Origin of the sequence: Methyloceanibacter methanicus (genome assembly GCF_001723285.1) — a bacterium.
Lineage (GTDB): Bacteria > Pseudomonadota > Alphaproteobacteria > Rhizobiales > Methyloligellaceae > Methyloceanibacter > Methyloceanibacter methanicus.
On sequence record NZ_LPWG01000010.1, the window covers coordinates 123,293 to 141,939 of the forward strand.

General features: G+C 65.5%; 18 protein-coding genes. 10 read left to right on the plus strand and 8 right to left on the minus strand.

Annotated features, from left to right (window positions below; all coding sequences use genetic code 11):
• Positions 1-2 precede the first annotated feature (2 nt).
• The 5 genes from ubiB (at position 3) to AUC68_RS05595 (ending at position 5,572) form a co-directional block, all read left to right on the plus strand.
• The gene (gene ubiB / locus AUC68_RS05575) at positions 3-1,577 is read left to right on the plus strand and encodes a 2-polyprenylphenol 6-hydroxylase (RefSeq protein WP_425283212.1); all 1,575 of its coding nucleotides are present in this window, start codon (positions 3-5) and stop codon (positions 1,575-1,577) included.
• Positions 1,578-1,636: 59 nt separating this feature from the next.
• Positions 1,637-2,863, plus strand: a complete 1,227-nt coding sequence (gene coaBC, locus AUC68_RS05580; protein ID WP_069436721.1) for a bifunctional phosphopantothenoylcysteine decarboxylase/phosphopantothenate--cysteine ligase CoaBC — start codon at positions 1,637-1,639, stop codon at positions 2,861-2,863.
• Positions 2,864-2,873: 10 nt separating this feature from the next.
• Entirely contained in the window at positions 2,874-3,332 is a 459-nt protein-coding gene (gene dut / locus AUC68_RS05585; protein WP_069436722.1) for a dUTP diphosphatase, read from the plus strand.
• A gap of 41 nt (positions 3,333-3,373) precedes the next feature.
• Positions 3,374-4,186, plus strand: a complete 813-nt coding sequence (locus AUC68_RS05590) for a HesA/MoeB/ThiF family protein (protein WP_069436723.1) — start codon at positions 3,374-3,376, stop codon at positions 4,184-4,186.
• Between the two features lie 144 nt (positions 4,187-4,330).
• Entirely contained in the window at positions 4,331-5,572 is a 1,242-nt protein-coding gene (locus AUC68_RS05595) for an FAD-dependent oxidoreductase (RefSeq protein WP_069436724.1), read from the plus strand.
• A gap of 17 nt (positions 5,573-5,589) precedes the next feature.
• On the opposite strand, the gene AUC68_RS05600 is transcribed toward AUC68_RS05595, so the two are convergent.
• On the minus strand, positions 5,590-6,582 hold the full coding sequence (locus tag AUC68_RS05600; RefSeq protein ID WP_069436725.1) for a 2-hydroxyacid dehydrogenase: 993 nt from the start codon (positions 6,580-6,582) through the stop codon (positions 5,590-5,592).
• A 219-nt stretch (positions 6,583-6,801) separates the two neighbouring features.
• Between AUC68_RS05600 and AUC68_RS05605 the strand changes: the two genes are divergently transcribed.
• On the plus strand, positions 6,802-7,386 hold the full coding sequence (locus tag AUC68_RS05605) for an SH3 domain-containing protein (protein ID WP_083240457.1): 585 nt from the start codon (positions 6,802-6,804) through the stop codon (positions 7,384-7,386).
• Between the two features lie 45 nt (positions 7,387-7,431).
• On the opposite strand, the gene irrA is transcribed toward AUC68_RS05605, so the two are convergent.
• Positions 7,432-7,845 (minus strand): iron response transcriptional regulator IrrA, encoded by a 414-nt coding sequence (gene irrA, locus AUC68_RS05610; RefSeq protein ID WP_069437040.1) that lies wholly within the window; start codon positions 7,843-7,845, stop codon positions 7,432-7,434.
• Positions 7,846-8,122: 277 nt separating this feature from the next.
• On the opposite strand from irrA, the gene fabA reads away from it, so the two are divergent.
• The 4 genes from fabA to AUC68_RS05630 are packed head-to-tail and all read left to right on the plus strand — an operon-like array spanning position 8,123 to position 11,113.
• The gene (gene fabA, locus AUC68_RS05615) at positions 8,123-8,650 is read left to right on the plus strand and encodes a 3-hydroxyacyl-[acyl-carrier-protein] dehydratase FabA (RefSeq protein WP_069437041.1); all 528 of its coding nucleotides are present in this window, start codon (positions 8,123-8,125) and stop codon (positions 8,648-8,650) included.
• 54 nt (positions 8,651-8,704) lie between these two features.
• Entirely contained in the window at positions 8,705-9,922 is a 1,218-nt protein-coding gene (gene fabB, locus AUC68_RS05620) for a beta-ketoacyl-ACP synthase I (RefSeq protein ID WP_069437042.1), read from the plus strand.
• A 46-nt stretch (positions 9,923-9,968) separates the two neighbouring features.
• Positions 9,969-10,853 carry an enoyl-ACP reductase FabI gene (fabI, locus tag AUC68_RS05625; RefSeq protein ID WP_069436726.1) on the plus strand — a complete coding sequence of 295 codons (885 nt, stop codon included), beginning with the start codon at positions 9,969-9,971 and terminating at the stop codon, positions 10,851-10,853.
• Between the two features lie 47 nt (positions 10,854-10,900).
• Positions 10,901-11,113 carry a hypothetical protein gene (locus AUC68_RS05630; protein ID WP_069436727.1) on the plus strand — a complete coding sequence of 71 codons (213 nt, stop codon included), beginning with the start codon at positions 10,901-10,903 and terminating at the stop codon, positions 11,111-11,113.
• Positions 11,114-11,229: 116 nt separating this feature from the next.
• On the opposite strand, the gene pnp is transcribed toward AUC68_RS05630, so the two are convergent.
• From pnp to AUC68_RS05660, 6 genes are all read right to left on the minus strand, one after another.
• Positions 11,230-13,350: a polyribonucleotide nucleotidyltransferase gene (gene pnp / locus AUC68_RS05635; RefSeq protein ID WP_069436728.1), complete on the minus strand. Its 2,121-nt coding sequence runs from the start codon at positions 13,348-13,350 to the stop codon at positions 11,230-11,232.
• Between the two features lie 116 nt (positions 13,351-13,466).
• Entirely contained in the window at positions 13,467-13,736 is a 270-nt protein-coding gene (gene rpsO, locus AUC68_RS05640; protein WP_069436729.1) for a 30S ribosomal protein S15, read from the minus strand.
• 162 nt (positions 13,737-13,898) lie between these two features.
• Positions 13,899-14,819: a tRNA pseudouridine(55) synthase TruB gene (gene truB / locus AUC68_RS05645; protein ID WP_069436730.1), complete on the minus strand. Its 921-nt coding sequence runs from the start codon at positions 14,817-14,819 to the stop codon at positions 13,899-13,901.
• 39 nt (positions 14,820-14,858) lie between these two features.
• Positions 14,859-15,263, minus strand: coding sequence for a 30S ribosome-binding factor RbfA (gene rbfA, locus AUC68_RS05650; RefSeq protein WP_069436731.1), 405 nt, complete (start codon positions 15,261-15,263; stop codon positions 14,859-14,861).
• A 181-nt stretch (positions 15,264-15,444) separates the two neighbouring features.
• Positions 15,445-17,964 (minus strand): translation initiation factor IF-2, encoded by a 2,520-nt coding sequence (infB, locus tag AUC68_RS05655; RefSeq protein WP_069436732.1) that lies wholly within the window; start codon positions 17,962-17,964, stop codon positions 15,445-15,447.
• Positions 17,961-18,641, minus strand: coding sequence for an RNA-binding protein (locus AUC68_RS05660; RefSeq protein ID WP_069436733.1), 681 nt, complete (start codon positions 18,639-18,641; stop codon positions 17,961-17,963). The genes infB and AUC68_RS05660 overlap by 4 nt, the downstream gene beginning before the upstream one ends.
• Positions 18,642-18,647 lie beyond the last annotated feature (6 nt).

Consider the following 18,647-nt stretch of genomic DNA (forward strand, 5'->3'; position numbering starts at 1 on the left):
ACGTGAACGCCATTGCAAATATGGCGCGGCTGACAAAGGCGGGGGCGACGCTCGCCTGGAGCGGCGCGCGCGTTCTGCCCGAAGATGCCCGCGTCTCGGGGCCGCTCGCCGTGTTCAGCCGGGTGACGGCCCCCTTGCGGCAGAAGCCCGGCACCGAGAACGAGGCGCGGCTGTCGACCGCGCTCACATCGCTCGGGCCCTCCTACATCAAGCTCGGCCAGTTCCTCGCCACCCGGGACGACATTGTCGGCCGCGAGCTCGCGCGCGATCTTTCGACCCTGCAGGACCGTTTGCCGCCGTTCTCGCAGGACGAGGCGGTCAAGCTGGTCGAGGCGGAGCTGGAAGCACCGCTCGCGACGCTTTTCGCGGAGTTCGGCCCGCCCGTGGCGGCGGCCTCCATCGCCCAGGTGCACAAAGCCAAGGTCCGGAACGCCGACGGGAGCCTCAAGGACGTGGCCGTCAAAGTGCTGCGGCCCGGGATCGAGCAGCGCTTCAAGAAGGACCTCGATTCCTACTTCTTCGCTGCGCGGATGATCGAACGCTTCCATGCCCCCTCGCGGCGCCTGCGCCCCATCGCCGTGGTGGACACGCTCGCCAAGTCCGTGGCGATCGAGATGGACCTGCGCATGGAAGCGGCCGCCATTTCCGAGATGGCCGACAACACGAAGGACGACATCGGCTTCCGGGTGCCGCGCGTGGACTGGAAGCGCAGCGCAAGGCGCGTCCTCACGCTCGAATGGATCGAGGGCACGCCCATGAGCGACGTCGACACGCTCAAGGCCAAGGGTCACGACCTCAAGGCGCTGGGCGCGACGCTCATGCAGGCCTTCCTGCGACACGCGCTGCGCGACGGGTTCTTCCATGCCGACATGCACCAGGGAAATCTCTTCGTCGATGCGGACGGCTGCATCGTCGCGGTCGATTTCGGCATCATGGGGCGTCTCGGCATGAAGGAGCGGCGCTTTCTCGCCGAGATCCTTTACGGCTTCATCACCCGCGATTACGCCCGCGTGGCCCAAGTCCATTTCGATGCGGGCTACGTGCCGCGCAAACATTCGGTGGCTCAGTTCGCGCAGGCCCTGCGCGCGATCGGCGAGCCGATCATGGACCGCCCCGCGAGCGAGATCTCCATGGCCCAGCTGCTGGGGCAGCTTCTGCAGTACACGGAAGTCTTCGACATGCAGACCCGGCCCGAGCTGATCCTGCTTCAGAAGACCATGGTCGTGGTCGAGGGCGTCGGCCGCAACCTCGATCCGGAGCTGAACATGTGGGTCGTCTCCGAGCCGGTGGTGAAGGACTGGCTCGAGAGCCAGCTCGGGGCCGGCGCGCGGATCGAGCAGGCGGCCGAAGGCGCCGCGTCGGTCGGCCGTTTCGTCGGCGATCTGCCCAAGCTCCTGCGCCAGGCCGAGCGGACGGCCGATGCGTTCGGCGCCATGGCCGAAGACGGGCTGAAGCTGGACGACGAAAGCGTGGCGCGGCTGGCCCAGGCCCAGAAATCCCAGGACCGCTGGACGCGGATCGGCATTTGGGTCGGCGCCTTGGCGCTGCTCACCATCGCCGCCACGATGATCTTCTGAGGGCCGATCTCGGGCCCCACTGTGATAGACTAAACCCGACGAACCCAAGGACGGACCCCATGCTTCCCGGCAAGCGCATCCTTCTGATCGTTGGCGGCGGTATTGCCGCCTACAAGGCCCTGGAGCTCGTTCGCCGTCTGCGCGAGCGGGGCGCGGCCGTGCGCGTGGTCCTCACCAGAGGCGGGGCGGAGTTCGTGACGCCGCTCTCCTTTTCGACGCTCTCCGGCGACAAGACCTTCACCGATCTCTTCGATCTCAAGGACGAGGCGGAGATCGGCCATATCCAGCTTTCGCGCGAAGCCGACCTTGTGGTGGTGCGCCCGCGACGGCGGACCTGCTCGCCAAGATGGCGAACGGCCTTGCGAAACGATCTCGCCTCCACCGTGCTCATGGCGACGGACAAGACCGTGCTCGTGGCGCCGGCCATGAACGTGCGCATGTGGGAGCATCCCGCGACCATGCGGAACGTCGCCACCTTGCGCGCCGACGGCGTGCGCTTTGTCGGGCCGGACGAGGGCGACATGGCGTGCGGCGAGTTCGGTCCCGGCCGCATGGCCGAGCCGGAGGCCATCGCCGATGCGATCGAGCGTATCCTGCCGGGTCTGCACGGTGCGTCGCTCGCGGGCCGTCACGTGCTGATCACCGCCGGGCCGACCTACGAGCCGATCGACCCCGTGCGCTACATCGCCAACCGCTCGTCCGGCAAGCAGGGCCATGCTTTGGCCCGCGTCGCCAAGGACATGGGGGCGAAGGTCACCCTCGTTTCGGGTCCGACGAACCTGCCGGACATGCCGGGCGTGACGACGATCAAGGTCGAGACGGCGACGGATATGCTGGATGCCGCCCTCGCCGCCTTGCCGGTCGATGTCGCGATCTGCGCCGCGGCCGTTGCCGATTGGCGCGCGGCCCATCAGGCGGCACAGAAGCTGAAGAAGGAAGACGGCCAGACCGGGCTCAATCTGGCGCTTGCCCGCAACCCCGACATTCTCGCGACCCTCGCGGCACCCGGCGCGCGGCGTCCGACCCTGGTCATCGGCTTCGCGGCCGAGACCGAGACCATCATCACCCACGCGCAGGCCAAGCTCAGCCGTAAAGGCGCGGACTGGATTGTCGCCAACGACGTGTCCCCGGACACGGGCATCATGGGCGGGGACCATACGGAGGTGCATCTCGTCTCCGCCACCGGTGTCGAGGACTGGCCGGCCATGGGCAAGGACGAGATGGCCGCGAAGCTCCTCGCCCGGGCGGCCGAAGCCCTGCACGCGATGCAGCTTGCGGCCGAGTGAGCGGTCTCGCATGAGCGTTGTCCTCGGTGTCCTGCGACTTCCTCATGGAAGAGACATGAGGATTCCAATTTACGAGACAGAGCACGCCGCCGGCCTCGATATCATGGCGGCCATCCCGGAGGATAAACCGCTCAACCTGGCGCCAGGCCAACGAGAACTGGTTTCGACCGGGCTCGTGCTCGAAGTGCCGGCCGGTTTCGAGGCGCAGGTGCGTCCCCGCTCGGGGCTGGCCCTCAAGCACGGTGTGACGGTGCTCAACAGCCCCGGGACGATCGACGCGGATTACCGCGGGGAAGTGAAGGTCCTCCTGATCAACCTGGGCCAGGTGGCATTCGAGATCCGGCGCGGCGACCGCATCGCGCAACTCGTCGTCGCTCCGGTCTCTCAGGTCGAGGTCGTCTTGGTCGAGACTGTGACGGATACGGGTCGAGGCGAGGGCGGATTCGGATCGACCGGGTCCAGCGCCTGATCGGGCTGGTGGCCCCCGCCCAGAGCGCCTAGATAGGGACCATGCTGACAGACGAGGAAATCGCCCGCTATCGCCGGCATCTGGTCTTGAAGGAGATCGGCGGCGAGGGGCAGCAGCGCCTGAAAGCCGCCAGCGTGCTCGTGATCGGCGCGGGCGGCCTCGGCTCTCCGCTCATCTTGTATCTCGCGGCCGCGGGGGTCGGGCGGATCGGCATCATCGAGACGGACCGCGTGAGTCTGGACAATCTCCAGCGCCAGGTGCTGCACGAGACCGAGGCCGTCGGCAAGCGCAAGACGCGCAGCGCGGCCGAGACCGTCATGCGACTCAATCCGCATGTGGAGGTGCAGCTCTTCACGACGCGGCTCGTGGCCGAAAACGCGCTGAGCATCGTCGGCGCCTTCGACATTGTCGCCGACGGCTCCGACAATTTCGCCACGCGCTACCTCGTGAACGATGCGTGCTATTTCGCGAAGCGGCCGCTGGTCACCGCGGCGGTGGGACCGCTCGATGGTCAGCTCACGACCTTTCGTGCCTTCGAGACCGACGCGGACGGGCAGCCCAATCCGAACTATCGCTGCCTGTTTCCGGCGCCGCCCCCGGAGGGAACCGTCCCGGCCTGTTCGGAAGCGGGGATCCTGGGCGCGGTAGCCGGGGTCTTGGGCTGCCTTCAGGCCGTGGAGGTCGTCAAGGAGCTTCTCGGGATCGGCGAGGGGCTGGTGGGCCGGCTCCTGCTCTATGACGCGCTTCAGGCGCGGGTCTCCACGGTTCGTTACGCCTGGGACCCGGAAAACCCCCTCAACGGCGAAAATCCCAGGCTCCGGGACCTGTCCCACCACAGCGCCCCCGTTGCGTGAGGGACCGCGCTGGACCGCGCGGCAACAGGATTTCTCAATCTTTTGCATCCACGATCGTGTCGTGAAACTCTAGATTGCTCTAGGGGCCACCGATCAAGGGATCGCCCGGCGGCCGTGCCGGGCGCGCCCATATGGGGCTGCGCGATGTCCGACGAGGCGAGGCAAAAGACCATCACCGCCAGTTGCGCCATTGCGGGCGGCGGTCCGGCGGGCGTCATGCTGGGCTACCTGCTCGCGCGGGCGGGCGTGAAAGTGGTCGTCCTCGAAAAGCACGAGGACTTCTTCCGGGACTTTCGCGGCGACACGATCCACCCCTCGACCCTTGAGGTCATGTACGAGCTGGGCCTGCTCGATGCGTTTCTGAAACTGCCCCATGAAAAGGTCGAGCATCTCAGCGCGGAGATCGGCGACCGCACCGTCCAGATCGCCGACTTCACCCACCTGCCGACCGTGGCCAAATACATCGCCTTCATGCCGCAATGGGACTTCCTCGATTTTCTGGCAGCCGAAGGAAAGAAGAATCCAAACTTCGATCTGCACATGGGCGCCGACGTTGACGAACTTCTGACCGAGGGCGGCAAGGTCGTTGGCCTCAAGGCGGCCACCCATGACGGCGACCTCGAAGTGCGCGCTGACCTCGTGGTCGGCACCGACGGCCGCCACTCCACGGTACGGTCGCTGGCGCGGCTGGAGGTCGAGGACATCGGCGCGCCGATGGACGTGTTGTGGATGCGCATCTCGCGAAAACCCGAGGACGGCGACGACACGTTCGGCCGCATCGAGCCGGGCCGCTTCTTCATCATGATCAATCGCGGCGACTACTGGCAATGCGCCTATGTGATCCCGAAGGGCGGCTTCAATCAGCTCCGGCGCAAGGGGCTGGAGTCGTTCCGGTTGGCCATCATGGCCCTGAAGCCGTCCCTTGGCGCGCGCGTGCGCGAGCTCGAGACCTGGGACGACGTGAAGCTCCTGTCGGTCAAGGTCGACCGTCTCAAGAAATGGTATCGGCCCGGGCTGCTCTGCATCGGCGATGCGGCCCACGCCATGTCGCCGATCGGCGGCGTGGGGGTCAATCTCGCGGTTCAGGACGCCGTCGCTACCGCCAATATCCTGGCGCTGCCGCTGCTGGAGCGGAATGTCGCCGAGGCGGATCTGGCGCGGGTGCAGAAGCGCCGAACCCTGCCCGTTAAGCTGACGCAGCGGATGCAGGTCTTCCTGCAGGACCGCGTCATCTCGAACGTCCTGTCGGCCTCGGAGATCACGGAGATCCCGTTCCCCTTGCGGATGCTGAACGACTTTCCGCTGCTCAGGCGCATACCGGGCCGGATCGTCGGCCTCGGATTCCGGCCCGAGCATGTGGCGCTGCCGGAAGTCATGCGCGCTTGAGCGGCGCAGCGTCCGTTCTAGAACATCGCCGGATGAACGCGGTCGGGCGGGGCATGACCGTCGAGAAAGGTCTTGATGTTGACGATGACCTTCTCGCCCATATCGACGCGGCCCTCGAGCGTGGCCGATCCCATATGCGGCAGCACCACGACCTTGTCGCTGCGTAGCAGCTTCGGGTTCACCGCGGGCTCGTGCTCGAACACGTCGAGGCCGGCGCCGGCCAGTTCGTTGTTCTCGACCATGCGGGCCAGGGCGTTCTCGTCGATCACCTCGCCGCGCGCGGTGTTGACGATATAGGCCGACGGCTTGAGGAGCGCGAGGCGGCGCGCCGACAGCAGGTGGTAGGTCGCCGGCGTATGGGGGCAGTTGATGGAGATGATGTCCATCCGCGCCAGCATCTGGTCGAGACTGTCCCAATAGGTGGCCTCGAGCGCCTGTTCTATCTCGCCCTGCACCCGGCGCCGGTTGTGATAGTGGATCTGAAGACCGAAGGCCTTGGCCCGCCGCGCCACGGCCTGGCCGATCCGCCCCATGCCGACAATGCCGAGGCGCTTGCCGTAGATGCGGTGGCCGAGCATCCAGGTGGGCGACCAGCCTTGCCACTCACCGCCGCCGGACTTCAGCAGCGCCGCGCCTTCGGTCAGACGCCGCGGGACCGCGAGGATCAGGGCCATGGTCATGTCGGCGGTATCCTCGGTGAGGACGCCGGGCGTGTTGGTCACGAGGATCGCGCGATTGCGGGCCGTGTCGAGGTCGATATTGTCGACGCCGGTTCCGAACTGGGCGATGAGCTTGAGGTTCGGCCCGGCCTGGCTCAGCACGGAGCGGTCGATCCGGTCGGTGACGGTCGGCACGAGCACGTTGGCCTCCTTCACGGCCGCGATCAGTTCGTCGCGCGAAAAGGGTTTGTCCTCGAGGTTCAGCCGCGCGTCGAACAGCTCCCGCAGTCGCGTCTCCACGACATCCGGCAGCTTACGCGTGACGATAACGAGCGGTCTTTCAGAAGCCATAAGTTGTGTCCCGTCAGAAGGTCGGGCGGTCCCGAGCCCCAGTTTTCGTTGAAATCAGCGCATTGTCTAACAGAAGCGACTCTGAGAGATAAAGCGTCAACTTGGCTCAAACGCGCCGACGGCGCCCCGAGATGCCCCCAAGTCCGGTTTGGGCCACGATCCGTTCACTTTTCTCCGCCATTCAGAGGATAGGATTGGGCGGCCAAAGGGGGGAAAACGATGGGCTTTCGCGGGACTGCACGGCTGGGAACGGCGCTGGCACTTGCGGTGAGCGCGCTTCTGGCAGGGGCCGTCCTGTTCGCCACGCCGGCGCATGTCGTCGCGGAAGAGGCCGTCATCCCCGTCGCCGCGAACGGAAAGAGCTCAGGCCTGCGCGTTCCGCGCTTCGTCAGCCTTAAGTCCAACAAGGTCAATGTCCGGCGCGGTCCCAGCACCGATCAGGCGATTGTTTGGGTGTTCTCCAGGGCCGGGCTTCCGGTCGAGGTCATTGCCGAGTTCGAGAACTGGCGGCGTGTGCGGGACAGCGAAGGGGCCGACGGGTGGGTCTTTCACAGCCTCCTCAGCGGACGGCGCACCGTCCTCGTCAGCCCTTGGAGCAAGGCCGGGCAGGGCGCCCCCGTGTCGATCCCGCTACACGAGCGCCGCTCGGCCGGGTCCGGCGTCGTGGCGCAGCTTCAGCCGGGGGTCATAGGCGATCTGGTCGCCTGCGATGGACAATGGTGTGAGCTGTCCGTGGGCAGCTACTCGGGCTACGTCCAGCAGCAAAAGCTCTGGGGCGTGTATCGCGATGAAAAGATCGAGTAGCCGCGTCTCCGGCGGCGGGCGGGGCGCAAGACCCGCGATGGACGCTTAGCCGTCCTTGTCGACGAGACGAACCAGGACGTCGACCCGCGAAATGACCTTCCCGTCCGGCGCCTCGGGCAGACCCTCGATGCGAATCGCGTTCGTGTCGATATCCAGCAGGTTCGCGCTGTCCTCGCAGAAGAAGTGAAAATGGTTCGACGTGTTGGTGTCGAAATAGGTCTTCGCGCCCTCCACGGCCACCGCACGCAGCAGCCCCGCCTCGGTAAACTGGTGCAGCGTGTTGTAGACGGTCGCCAGCGACACCGGCACCTTCGACGCGACGGCCTCCTCGTGCAGACGCTCGGCCGTCACGTGCCGGTCGCCTTCGGCGAAAAGAAGCCGGGCGAGGGCCAGCCGCTGGCGCGTGGGCCGCAGACCCGCACCGCGCAGCAGCTTGGCTGCGTCGCCGGCCGGCGCCATTCTCGGATCGTCTGCAGCGGAGGTGTTTTCCATGGTCTCTAGTGAGTAAGTCATTGAAGCTGGGAATATAGTGGGAAGCCGCACGAACCGCAATGCTATGCCCTTTAGGCATTTTGGCACTTTGACCTGTATCAGGTGAAGGGCCGAAAAAGCGGCGGCCGACGAGGATCGCCAGCCGGGCTTTTGGTGGGCCCATGCATGTGTTAGGAAACCAGCCCACCGACGAGACCGCAATCCCTACGAACCTGACGAAGGGCGAAGAAGCGTGCAAGAACCACTGGCGGAACGGCAGTCCAGCTTCGACTACGAGGACCTGCTCGCATGTGCCCGGGGCGAGTTGTTCGGCCCTGGCAATGCCCAGTTGCCTCTCCCGCCGATGCTGATGTTCGACCGGATTCCGCTCCTGGAGCCAAGCGGCGGCGAACAGGGCCGCGGCAGGATCGTGGCGGAGTTGGACGTGAAGCCCGATCTGTGGTTCTTCGCTTGTCACTTCCAGGGCGATCCGGTGATGCCGGGCTGTCTCGGACTGGACGCGCTCTGGCAAATGCTCGGGTTCTTCCTGGGCTGCACGGGGGCCCGGCAAGGGGCGGCGCTCGGGGTCGGCGAGGTGAAGTTCTCTGGCATGGTAGTGCCGACCGTGAAAAAGATAGAATATGTCGTCGAACTGCAGCGGGTCATTCGCCGCAAATTCACGCTCGGGACCGGGGACGGCTGGCTCAAGGCGGACGGTGAAACGATTTACACGGCCAAGGACCTCCGGGTCGGGCTATTCCAGGCGGACGAGACCGCAGCCGCCAGTGCATAGGGGCCCAATGGATCGGCCCTATGTCACGGCATGGGCCGCAAGGACGTTAAGCCAATGAGACGCGTTGTCGTTACCGGCATCGGCATCGTTTCCTCGATCGGGAACAATGCTCAGGAAGTCCTGGCCTCACTCCGCGAGGCCAAGTCCGGCATCGTCCGGGCTGACGAATACGCCGAGCTCGGGTTCCGCTGCCAGGTTCACGGCGCCCCCACGCTCGACTGGGAGGGCATGATCGACCGGAAAGTGCGCCGCTTCATGGGGGCGGGCGCCGGCTGGAACTATGTGGCCATGGAACAGGCCATCCAAGATTCTGGCCTCGAGGAAAATGATATTTCCAACGAGCGCACCGGTCTGATCATGGGCTCCGGCGGTCCGTCGACGCGGGCCATCGTCAAGGCGGCCGATACGACGCGCGAACGCGGCCCCAAGAAGGTGGGCCCCTTCGAAGTGCCCAAAGCCATGTCTTCGACGAACTCGGCGACGCTGTCGACGCCCTATCACATCAAGGGCGTGAGCTATTCCATTTCGTCGGCCTGTTCCACCAGCGCGCACTGCATCGGCAACGGCGCGGAACTGATCCAGCTCGGCAAGCAGGACGTGGTCTTCGCCGGCGGTGGCGAGGAACTCGACTGGACGCTCTCCGTCCTGTTCGACTCGATGAACGCCATGTCGTCGGACTTCAACGACCAGCCCGAGAAAGCCAGCCGCGCCTATGACGTGGCGCGTGACGGCTTCGTGATTGCGGGCGGCGCGGGCCTCGTGCTCGAGGAGCTGGAGCATGCCAAGGCGCGCGGCGCGAAGATCTATGCGGAACTCGTCGGCTATGGCGCGACATCGGACGGCTACGACATGGTGCTGCCCTCGGGCGAGGGATCGGTGCGCTGCATGCGCATGGCCCTGCAGAACCTGAACGGCGAGAAGATCGACTACATCAACCCGCACGCGACGTCGACGCCCCAGGGCGATGTCTTGGAGATCCAGGCCATTCGCGAGGTGTTCGGCGACGATTGCCCACCGATCAGCGCCACCAAATCGCTCACCGGCCACTCGCTGGGCGCCGCCGGCGTGCACGAGGCGATCTATTCCCTATTGATGATGAAGAACGGCTTCATTTGCGAGTCGGCGAATATCGAGACCTTGGACCCCGAGGTCGCCGACGTACCCATCATTCGTCAGCGTGAGGACGGTGTTGCGCTGAATACGGTAATGTCGAACAGTTTTGGTTTTGGAGGCACGAATGCCTCCCTCGTATTCCGCCGGTTGAATGGCTGAGGCCGGTGGCGCGGGACGTTAGGCAACTTCAGGCAGAGTAAGCACGATGGCAACGACGAAAGATATTGCAGAACCTGGCCCGCTGATGGCGGGCAAGCGCGGCTTGGTCATGGGCGTCGCCAACGACCGATCGATTGCTTGGGGCATTGCCCGCGTCTTGCACGGGCAGGGCGCCGAGCTGGCGTTCAGCTACCAGGGTGGCGCGTTCGGCCGCCGGGCCGTGCCGTTGGCCCAATCGATCGGTGCAAAGATCATCGAGGAAGTCGACGTCGAGGACCTCGACAGCGTCGATCGTATGCTCGACGTGATCCGGAAAGAATGGGGAACGCTGGACTTCGTGGTTCACGCGCTTGCCTTTTCGGACCGGAACGAGCTCAAGGGACGCTATTGCGACACCACCCGTGAGAACTTCGAACACACGATGGTCATCTCCTGCTTCTCCTTCACGGAGATCTGCAAGCGGGCATCGGACATGATGAACGAGGGCGGTTCGCTGCTGACGCTGACCTATGGCGGCTCCACGCGCGTCGTCCCTTGCTACAATGTCATGGGCGTAGCCAAGGCGGCTCTCGAAGCCTCCGTCCGCTATCTGGCCTCCGATCTCGGGCCTCAGGGCATCCGCGTGAATGCCCTGTCTGCCGGTCCCATGCGGACGCTGGCGGGCGCGGGCATTTCCGATGCGCGCACCTTGCTGCACTACCAGCAACAGCACGCGCCCATGCGCCGTTCGCCGACGCTCGACGAAGTCGGCGGCTCGGCGCTCTATCTCCTGTCCGATCTGTCCGGCGCGGTCACCGGCGAGGTCCACTTCGTGGATTGCGGCTACGCGACCACGTTCATGCCGGACCTCGACTCCTTGAAGGAGATCGAACGGGCGGAGGAGCTCGGAAACGCCATGGCCAAGGCCGCGCCGCGCGAAGCCGCGCAGTAGACCGCGAGCAACAAGATCCACAGAATCCGGATTGCCAAGGAGGAGCCGTGTTCGAAATCATCCTGATGGTTTGTCTTGCCGCGACGGGTGAGCAGTGTACGGAATACAAGCTCACGGACGCGCAATACGAGGACGCCGTGTCGTGCATCCGCGAGAGCCACGGCAAGGCCGATACCTGGCAGCGCGGCAATCCGAAATACACCATCATCGGCACGCGCTGCGCCAAGGACGCCAAGATTCCGCCGGCGCCGGAGGACTAGCGCGCCGGGCGGGCGCCGCAGTCGTCCAGGCCGAATGCCTTAGGTTTCAAGCAGGCCACAAAAAAGGGGCGCCGAGGCGCCCCTTTCTTGCGTCTGACTTCAGCGTGCCGTCTGGCTTAGCTGGCCTCGGCAGGCTCCTTCTCTTTTCCGGTCTCCTGATCCACCACCTTCATCGACAGGCGGACCTTGCCGCGCTCGTCGAAGCCCAGCAGCTTGACCCAGACCTGGTCGCCTTCCTTGACCACATCTCCAACCGTCTTGGGACGCCCCTCTTCCAGTTGGGAAATGTGGACCAGGCCGTCGCGCGGGCCGAAGAAGTTCACGAACGCGCCGAACTCCATCACCTTCACGACCTTGCCCTGATAGATCTCGCCGACCTCGGGTTCGGCGGCGATGGACTTGATCCGGGCAATGGCCTGGCGGATCGACTCCGCATTGGCGGACGCGATCTTGACCGTGCCGTCGTCGGAGATGTCGATCTTCGCGCCGGACTCCGCGACGATCTCGCGGATGACGGAGCCGCCCGAGCCGATGACCTCGCGGATCTTATCGGTCGGGATCTGGATCGTCTCGATGCGCGGGGCGTATTCGCCGAGCTCGGGACGGGCCTCGTTCAGCGCCTTGTCCATCTCGTGCAGGATGTGCAGGCGGCCGCCCTTGGCCTGATCGAGGGCGATCTTCATGATCTCCTCGGTAATGCCGGTGATCTTGATGTCCATCTGGAGCGAGGTTACGCCCTCGGCCGTTCCCGCCACCTTGAAGTCCATGTCGCCGAGATGGTCCTCGTCGCCCAGAATGTCCGAGAGGACGGCGAACTTGTCGCCCTCCTTGATGAGGCCCATGGCGATACCGGCGACAGGCCGCTTCAGCGGAACGCCGGCGTCCATCAATGCGAGCGAGGTGCCGCACACCGTCGCCATCGAAGAGGACCCGTTCGATTCGGTGATCTCGGAGACCACGCGAAGCGTGTACGGGAACTGCTCGCGATCGGGCAGGATCGGATGAACCGCGCGCCAGGCAAGCTTGCCGTGGCCGATCTCGCGGCGTCCTGGGGACCCCATGCGGCCTGTTTCGCCGACCGAGTAGGGCGGGAAATTGTAGTGCAGCATGAAGGTTTCCTTGTAGGTCCCTTGCAGCGCATCCACGAACTGCTCGTCGTCGCCCGTGCCCAGCGTCGTGACGACCAGGGCCTGCGTCTCGCCGCGGGTGAAGAGCGCGCTGCCATGGGTCCGGGGCAGGACACCGACCTCGCAAACGATCGGCCGCACCGTCACCAGGTCGCGGCCGTCAATGCGCTTCTTGGTGTCCAGAATGCTGCCGCGGACGACGTCTTTCTCGGCCTCCTTGAAGGCGCCGGCGACCTTGCCGGCGATCGTGCCATCGTCGTCTTCCGGCACCAGCGTGGAGACCACGGTCTCCTTCACCTTGGAAATGCTGTCGCGCCGCTCCTGCTTGGAGACGATGGCGTAGGCCTCGCGGAGGCCGGCATCGGCGATCTCGCCGACCTTGGCGACCATCTCGGAATTGTCCGCGGTCTTCAGCTCCCACGGTTCCTTGGCGGCAACCTCGGCCAGCTTGACGATGGCCTCGATGACGGGCTGGAAGTGCTCATGGCCGTACATCACCGCGCCAAGCATGACGTCTTCGGGAAGCTCGTTGGCCTCGGACTCCACCATCAGAACGGCGTCGGCCGTGCCGGCGACCACGAGATCGAGTGAGGTCTCGGGCATCTCATCGATCATCGGGTTCAGGATGTATTTGCCCTCGACATAGCCTACGCGCGCGGCGCCGATGGGGCCGAGGAACGGCACGCCCGAAAGGGTCAGCGCCGCGGAGGCGGCGACCATGGCCACGATGTCGGGATCGTTCTCCATGTCGTGCGACAGCACGGTAGTGACGACCTGGGTATCGTTCTTGAAGCCCTTTGCGAAAAGCGGGCGGATCGGACGGTCGATCAGGCGCGAGGTGAGGGTTTCCTTCTCGCTCGGACGTCCTTCGCGCTTAAAAAAGCCGCCGGGAATTTTGCCAGCGGCGAACGTCTTCTCTTGGTAGTTCACGGTCAGAGGAAAGAAGTCGATTCCGGGCCGCTCCTCTTTGGCGGAAACGACGGTCGCCAAAACGCAGGTCTCGCCGTAGGTGGCGAGGACGGCCCCGTCGGCTTGGCGCGCCACGCGCCCGGTCTCAAGTTTGAGCGGGCGCCGTGCCCATTCAATTTCTACAGTGTGTTTATCGAACATGTGTGTGTCCCATTCGGTAGGGAAAGATAAGGCCGTCCCGCCGCCCGGTGGCGAGGGAACGAGCCCGTGCATATGTGAGGAAGCTCCAACGCTCGCCGCAGCGCGCGGCGGCCCTGCTACCGGCGAATTCCGAGCCGGCCAATGAGCTTCTTGTACCTTTCTTCGTCTGACGCTTTCACGTAGTCGAGCAGGCGGCGGCGCTGGCTGACCATCTTCAACAGCCCGCGACGCGAATGGTTGTCCTTACCGTGCGTCTTGAAGTGCTCGGTGAGGTTGCTGATGCGCTCGGTGAGGATGGCGACTTGGACTTCCGGTGATCCGGTATCGTCGGCTTTGGTCGCGTATTCCTTGATCAAATCTTGCTTACGTTCAGCACTAATCGACATCGGGTTCTCCTAAATGTTTGAGGTGTTTGACAAGGCCGGGCCGGGATGTCGTCCAGCACGGTCGGATGGTGATGCGCGTGAAGGCGCGATAATCGCGAGGCTCCCACGCAACCGCTGCACTATAGGGATTATCGTCCCCGAGACCAGCGCTATTTCAGGGGTCTAATCGGGCAGGTTAAAGACCCTCGTGGGGTGGAATTCGCCTTGCTCCACCTCGCCAATCGCGACCAGCCTGCCCCGGGAAACCGCATAAACCGGTCCCGTCACGATGGGGGCGTCGCGCCCCCTGAGCAGCACCGAACGCCCCTGCCGGAGCCTAGAGGCGTCGGTGGGGGTGACGGAGAGCGCCGGAAGGTCCGAAAGCGCCTTGTCCACGGGTTGGAGCAGGGCGAGCAGCGTCTCGCGGCCCTCCTCGGCCGCCTGCTCCACCGCGTCCAGCGCGACGGCCTCGTCCTCGACGAAGTCGCCGACCCGTGTCCGGCGCAAGGCGGCGATATGGCCGCGGCACTGAAGCGTCCGGCCGAGGTCGCGGGCGAGCGCCCGGACATAGGTGCCTTTGCCGCAATCGGCTTCCAGGACGCAGGTCTCCGGATCCGGGAGGTCGATCACGGCAAGCCGGTCGATGGACACGATGCGGGGGGCAAGCTCGAAGTCTTCCTTGTCGCGGGCCAGATCGTAGGCTCGGGCCCCGTCGACCTTCAGGGCGGAGAAGCGCGGCGGCACTTGGCTGATCTCGCCGACGAATTGCGGCAGGACCGCTTCGATCTCGGCGCGTGTCGGCCGCTTGGCGCTGGTCGCGGTCACGGTGCCTTCCGCATCGTCCGTGTCCGTCTCGGCTCCGAAGCGAACCGTGAAGCGATAGGTCTTGGCGCCCTCGACGGCATAGGGGACGGTCTTGGTGGCTTCCCCGAAGGCGATGGGCAGAATCCCCGTGGCCAGCGGATCGAGCGTGCCCGCATGACCGGCCTTCTGTGCATCGAACAGCCAGCGCGTCCGCCCCACCGCTTTGGTGGAGGTCAGCCCCGCGGGCTTGTCCAGTACGAGCCAGCCATTGACCGCTTGGCCCTTGCGCCGCCGTCCCATCGCGATTGCCCCTTGTGCCCCGTGCCCTTTGCGCGCGTTCTAGTCGTCGCCGTCCCGGGCGATATCGCGCGCCACTTGGGGCGAGGCCAGAAGTTCGTCGATCCGCGACGAGGCCTCGAAGGTGGTGTCCTCGCGGAACCGGAGCTCCGGCATGTATCTCAGGCTGATCCGCTTTGCGACTTCGCCGCGCAGGAACCGCTTGTGCTGCTCCAAGTGCTGGACCACGTCGCCCGCTTCGCCGCCCCCAAGCGGCATCACATAGCAGGTCGCGACCTTGAGATCGGGCGACATGCGCACTTCCGGAACGGTCAGCGAGTGGCGCGCGATGACATCGTCCACCACGTCCCCGCGCGAGAAGATCTCTGCGAGAGCATGGCGGATGAGTTCGCCCACCTTCAATTGGCGTTGGCTGGGCGCGCGCGCGCCTTTGTCTCGACTGCTCATCTTGGATCCTAACTCAAACCGTCATGCCCGGACTTGATCCGGGCATCCATTCCGCGGCGTCTCAGAAAACTGAAGTCCAGTTGGAATGGATTGCCGGGTCAGGCCCGGCCGTCATCGTGAGGCGCGAGGACGAAGCCCGAGCCTCGAAGGACGGCCGGGCGCCTCGCCATGACGGATCGTCTTACAGGGTGCGCTGGACGTGTTCCACCTGGAAGCATTCGATCACGTCGCCTTCGCGCATGTCCTGGTAGCCCTCGAAGGCCATGCCGCATTCCTGGCCGGCCACCACTTCCTTGACCTCGTCCTTGAAACGCTTGAGCGTGGACAGCTCGCCTTCGTGAATGACGACGTTGTCGCGGATCAGGCGGACATGCGCGCCACGCTCGACCTTGCCTTCGGTCACGCGGCAGCCCGCAACCTTGCCCACCTTGGAGATGTTGAACACTTCCAGGATTTCGGCATTGCCGAGGAAGGTCTCGCGCCGGGTCGGGGCCAACAGACCCGACATGGCCTGACGCATATCGTCGACAAGGTCGTAGATCACCGCATAGTAGCGCACTTCGACTCCGTCGCGCTCGGCCGCCGCGCGCGCTTGCGCGTTGGCGCGGACATTGAAGCCCAGCACCACGGCGCCGGACGTGGTCGCCAGGGAGATGTCGGATTCGGTGATGCCGCCGACGCCCACATGCACAAGACGCGCCCGGACTTCGTCGGAGCCGAGCTGGGCGAGGGCGGCACTGATCGCCTCGACCGAGCCCTGCACGTCGCCCTTGATGACCAGTGGGAACTCCTTAACGCCGGCTTCCTGGAGCTGATTCATCATCTGCTCGAGGCTGCCGCGCTGACCGGCCACCGCCAGGGTCTTGCGCCGCTCGCGATCGCGGTACTCGGTGATTTCGCGGGCGCGCGCCTCATTCTCCACAACGGCGAACTGATCGCCGGCTTCAGGCGCGGAGTCGAAGCCCAGCACCTCGACCGGGACGGACGGTCCGGCCTCCTTGGTGTGCTCGCCGAGATCGTTGATCAGCGCCCGCACACGGCCCCAAGCCGAGCCCGCCACGATGATGTCGCCAAGCTTCAGCGTGCCGCGCTGGACCAGCGCCGTGCCGACGGGGCCGCGCCCGCGTTCGAGCTTCGCTTCGACGATCACGCCCTCGGCCGCGCGATCCGCATTGGCCTTGAGTTCCAGGACCTCCGCCTGCAGCACGATGGCTTCGAGCAGGGCGTCGAGATTGGTCCTCTTGAGCGCGGAAACCTCGATCTCCAGCGTGTCGCCGCCCATGCTTTCCACCACGATCTCGTGGCTGAGCAGCTCGGTGCGAACCCGCTGCGGGTCCGCGCCCGGCTTGTCGATCTTGTTGATGGCGATGATGATCGGCACCTCGGCCGCCTTGGCGTGGTTGATCGCCTCGATGGTTTGCGGCTTCACGCCGTCGTCGGCGGCCACGACCAGAACCACGATGTCCGTGACCTTGGCGCCGCGGGCGCGCATGGCGGTGAAGGCCGCATGGCCCGGGGTGTCGATGAAGGTGACCTTCTGACCCGATGGCACGGTGACCTGATAGGCGCCGATATGCTGGGTGATGCCGCCCGCTTCCTGGCTCACCACATTGGCGGCCCGGATGGCATCCAGCAGCGAAGTCTTGCCGTGATCGACATGGCCCATGATGGTCACGATCGGCGCGCGCGGGGCGAGGTCTTCCTCAGCATCCACTTCGCCGATAAAGCCTTCTTCCACGTCCGCTTCGGACACGCGGCGCACCGTATGCCCGAACTCCTCGGCGATGAGCTGCGCGGTGTCCGAGTCGATCACGTCCGTGATCTTGTGCATCGCGCCGTCTTTCATCAGGAACTTGATGACGTCGACGCCACGCTCGGCCATGCGGTTGGCGAGCTCCTGGATCGTGATGACGTCCGGAATGATCACTTCGCGGGCGATCTTCTGCCCGGACTGCGGGCCCGTGCCCTGCTTCTTCTGCCGCTCGCGATGGCGCTTCAGCGAGGCGAGACTCCGCTGGCGCTGCTCCTCGTCGAGTGCATTGGTGATGGTGAGGCGCCCGCGAACCCGGCGTTCGTCGCCGCGGCGCGGTGTGGCGGCGCCCTTCTTGTGGCGGGCGTCGGCCTGGCGCTTCGGCTGCTCTTCCTTTTCGGGCGCAAGCGGCCGGCGCGCGCCGTCGTCCGTCTTCGGCACGGCCTTGGCCTTGGGTTTGGCCTCCGCCTCGGTCTTCGCTTCGGTGGCCTGCCTTGCCTCTTCCTCAACTCTGCGCGCTTCGGCCTCGGCGGCCTCCTTGGCGCGCTGCTCCGCCAGAGCGGCTTCCTTCGCGGCATCCTCCTTGGCACGCTCGCGTTCCTCGGCGCGGCGGATCTTCGCGTCGGCGAGCGCCTTGGCGCGGGCACCTTTCTCTTCCTCGGAGAGCTGCTTCAGGACAACGCCGGAGCGGCGCTGCTTGGTCGCGGCCGGCTTCGGCGCGGCCTCCTTCTCGGGGGCCTTGGCCTGAGGTTTTTCCTGGGCCTCTTCGGCGGGCGCGGCGGCCGATCCGCCGGGCCCGATCGAGCGGCGCTTCTTCTTCTCCACCAGGACGGATTTGGAGCGCCCATGGCTGAAGCTCTGGCGCACATGGCCTGATTCCACGGTCCGGCGCAAATTGAGTGTCATCTTGCGCCCGCCCGTTTTGCCTTCAGTCTCGTTGGTTTCGCTCATTCTTGTTCCGTATCCAATCCGTATCTGTCTGCGAATGCAGAAATGCCCCCGCGGTAGCGCTCGACACGCGAGGCTGCCGCCAGGAACTTTTGAGCCGCACCGCCCTGGATGAGGGCAGCATGTATCACATTTGTCCGGCCCGATGCCAAACCCAATTCATCTGCGGTAAATGCGCAGATCGCCGGAAGGCCCTGCCCGTCCGTGGCCGCCTTGGCCTTGCCGTCCAATTTCCGGCAGCCGTCTGCCGCCGCATCCGACGCGTGGACCAAGGCGATGGTCCGGCCCGATCGGAGGGCATCCTCGACCTTGGTGTGGCCAAAAACGACCTCACCCGCCTTGTTGGCCAAGGCGAACGCGCCAAGAGCCGCTTCGCTCAGGAGACCGTCGACCTGCTCGGCCAGGCCTTCGGGGGCCTTGGCATCGGTCTTCAGCGCGCGGGCGAAGACCTTGCGTTTCGCGGCGTCTGCTACCGTCTCATGGGTCGCGGTGAGCCAAACCCCCCGGCCGGGGAGGCGCTCCTTGAGGTCCGGGACGACGGTGCCGTCCGGCCCAAGCACGAAGCGGATGAGGTCGGTCTTAGGCCGGTGGGCACGCGTCAGCGCGCAGCGCCGCTGGGTGTCCCCAGAGGTCCGTCGCGACCCGGTCCGTCGCGTCTCGCTGTGCACTGCCGTTTCCAACTGCAA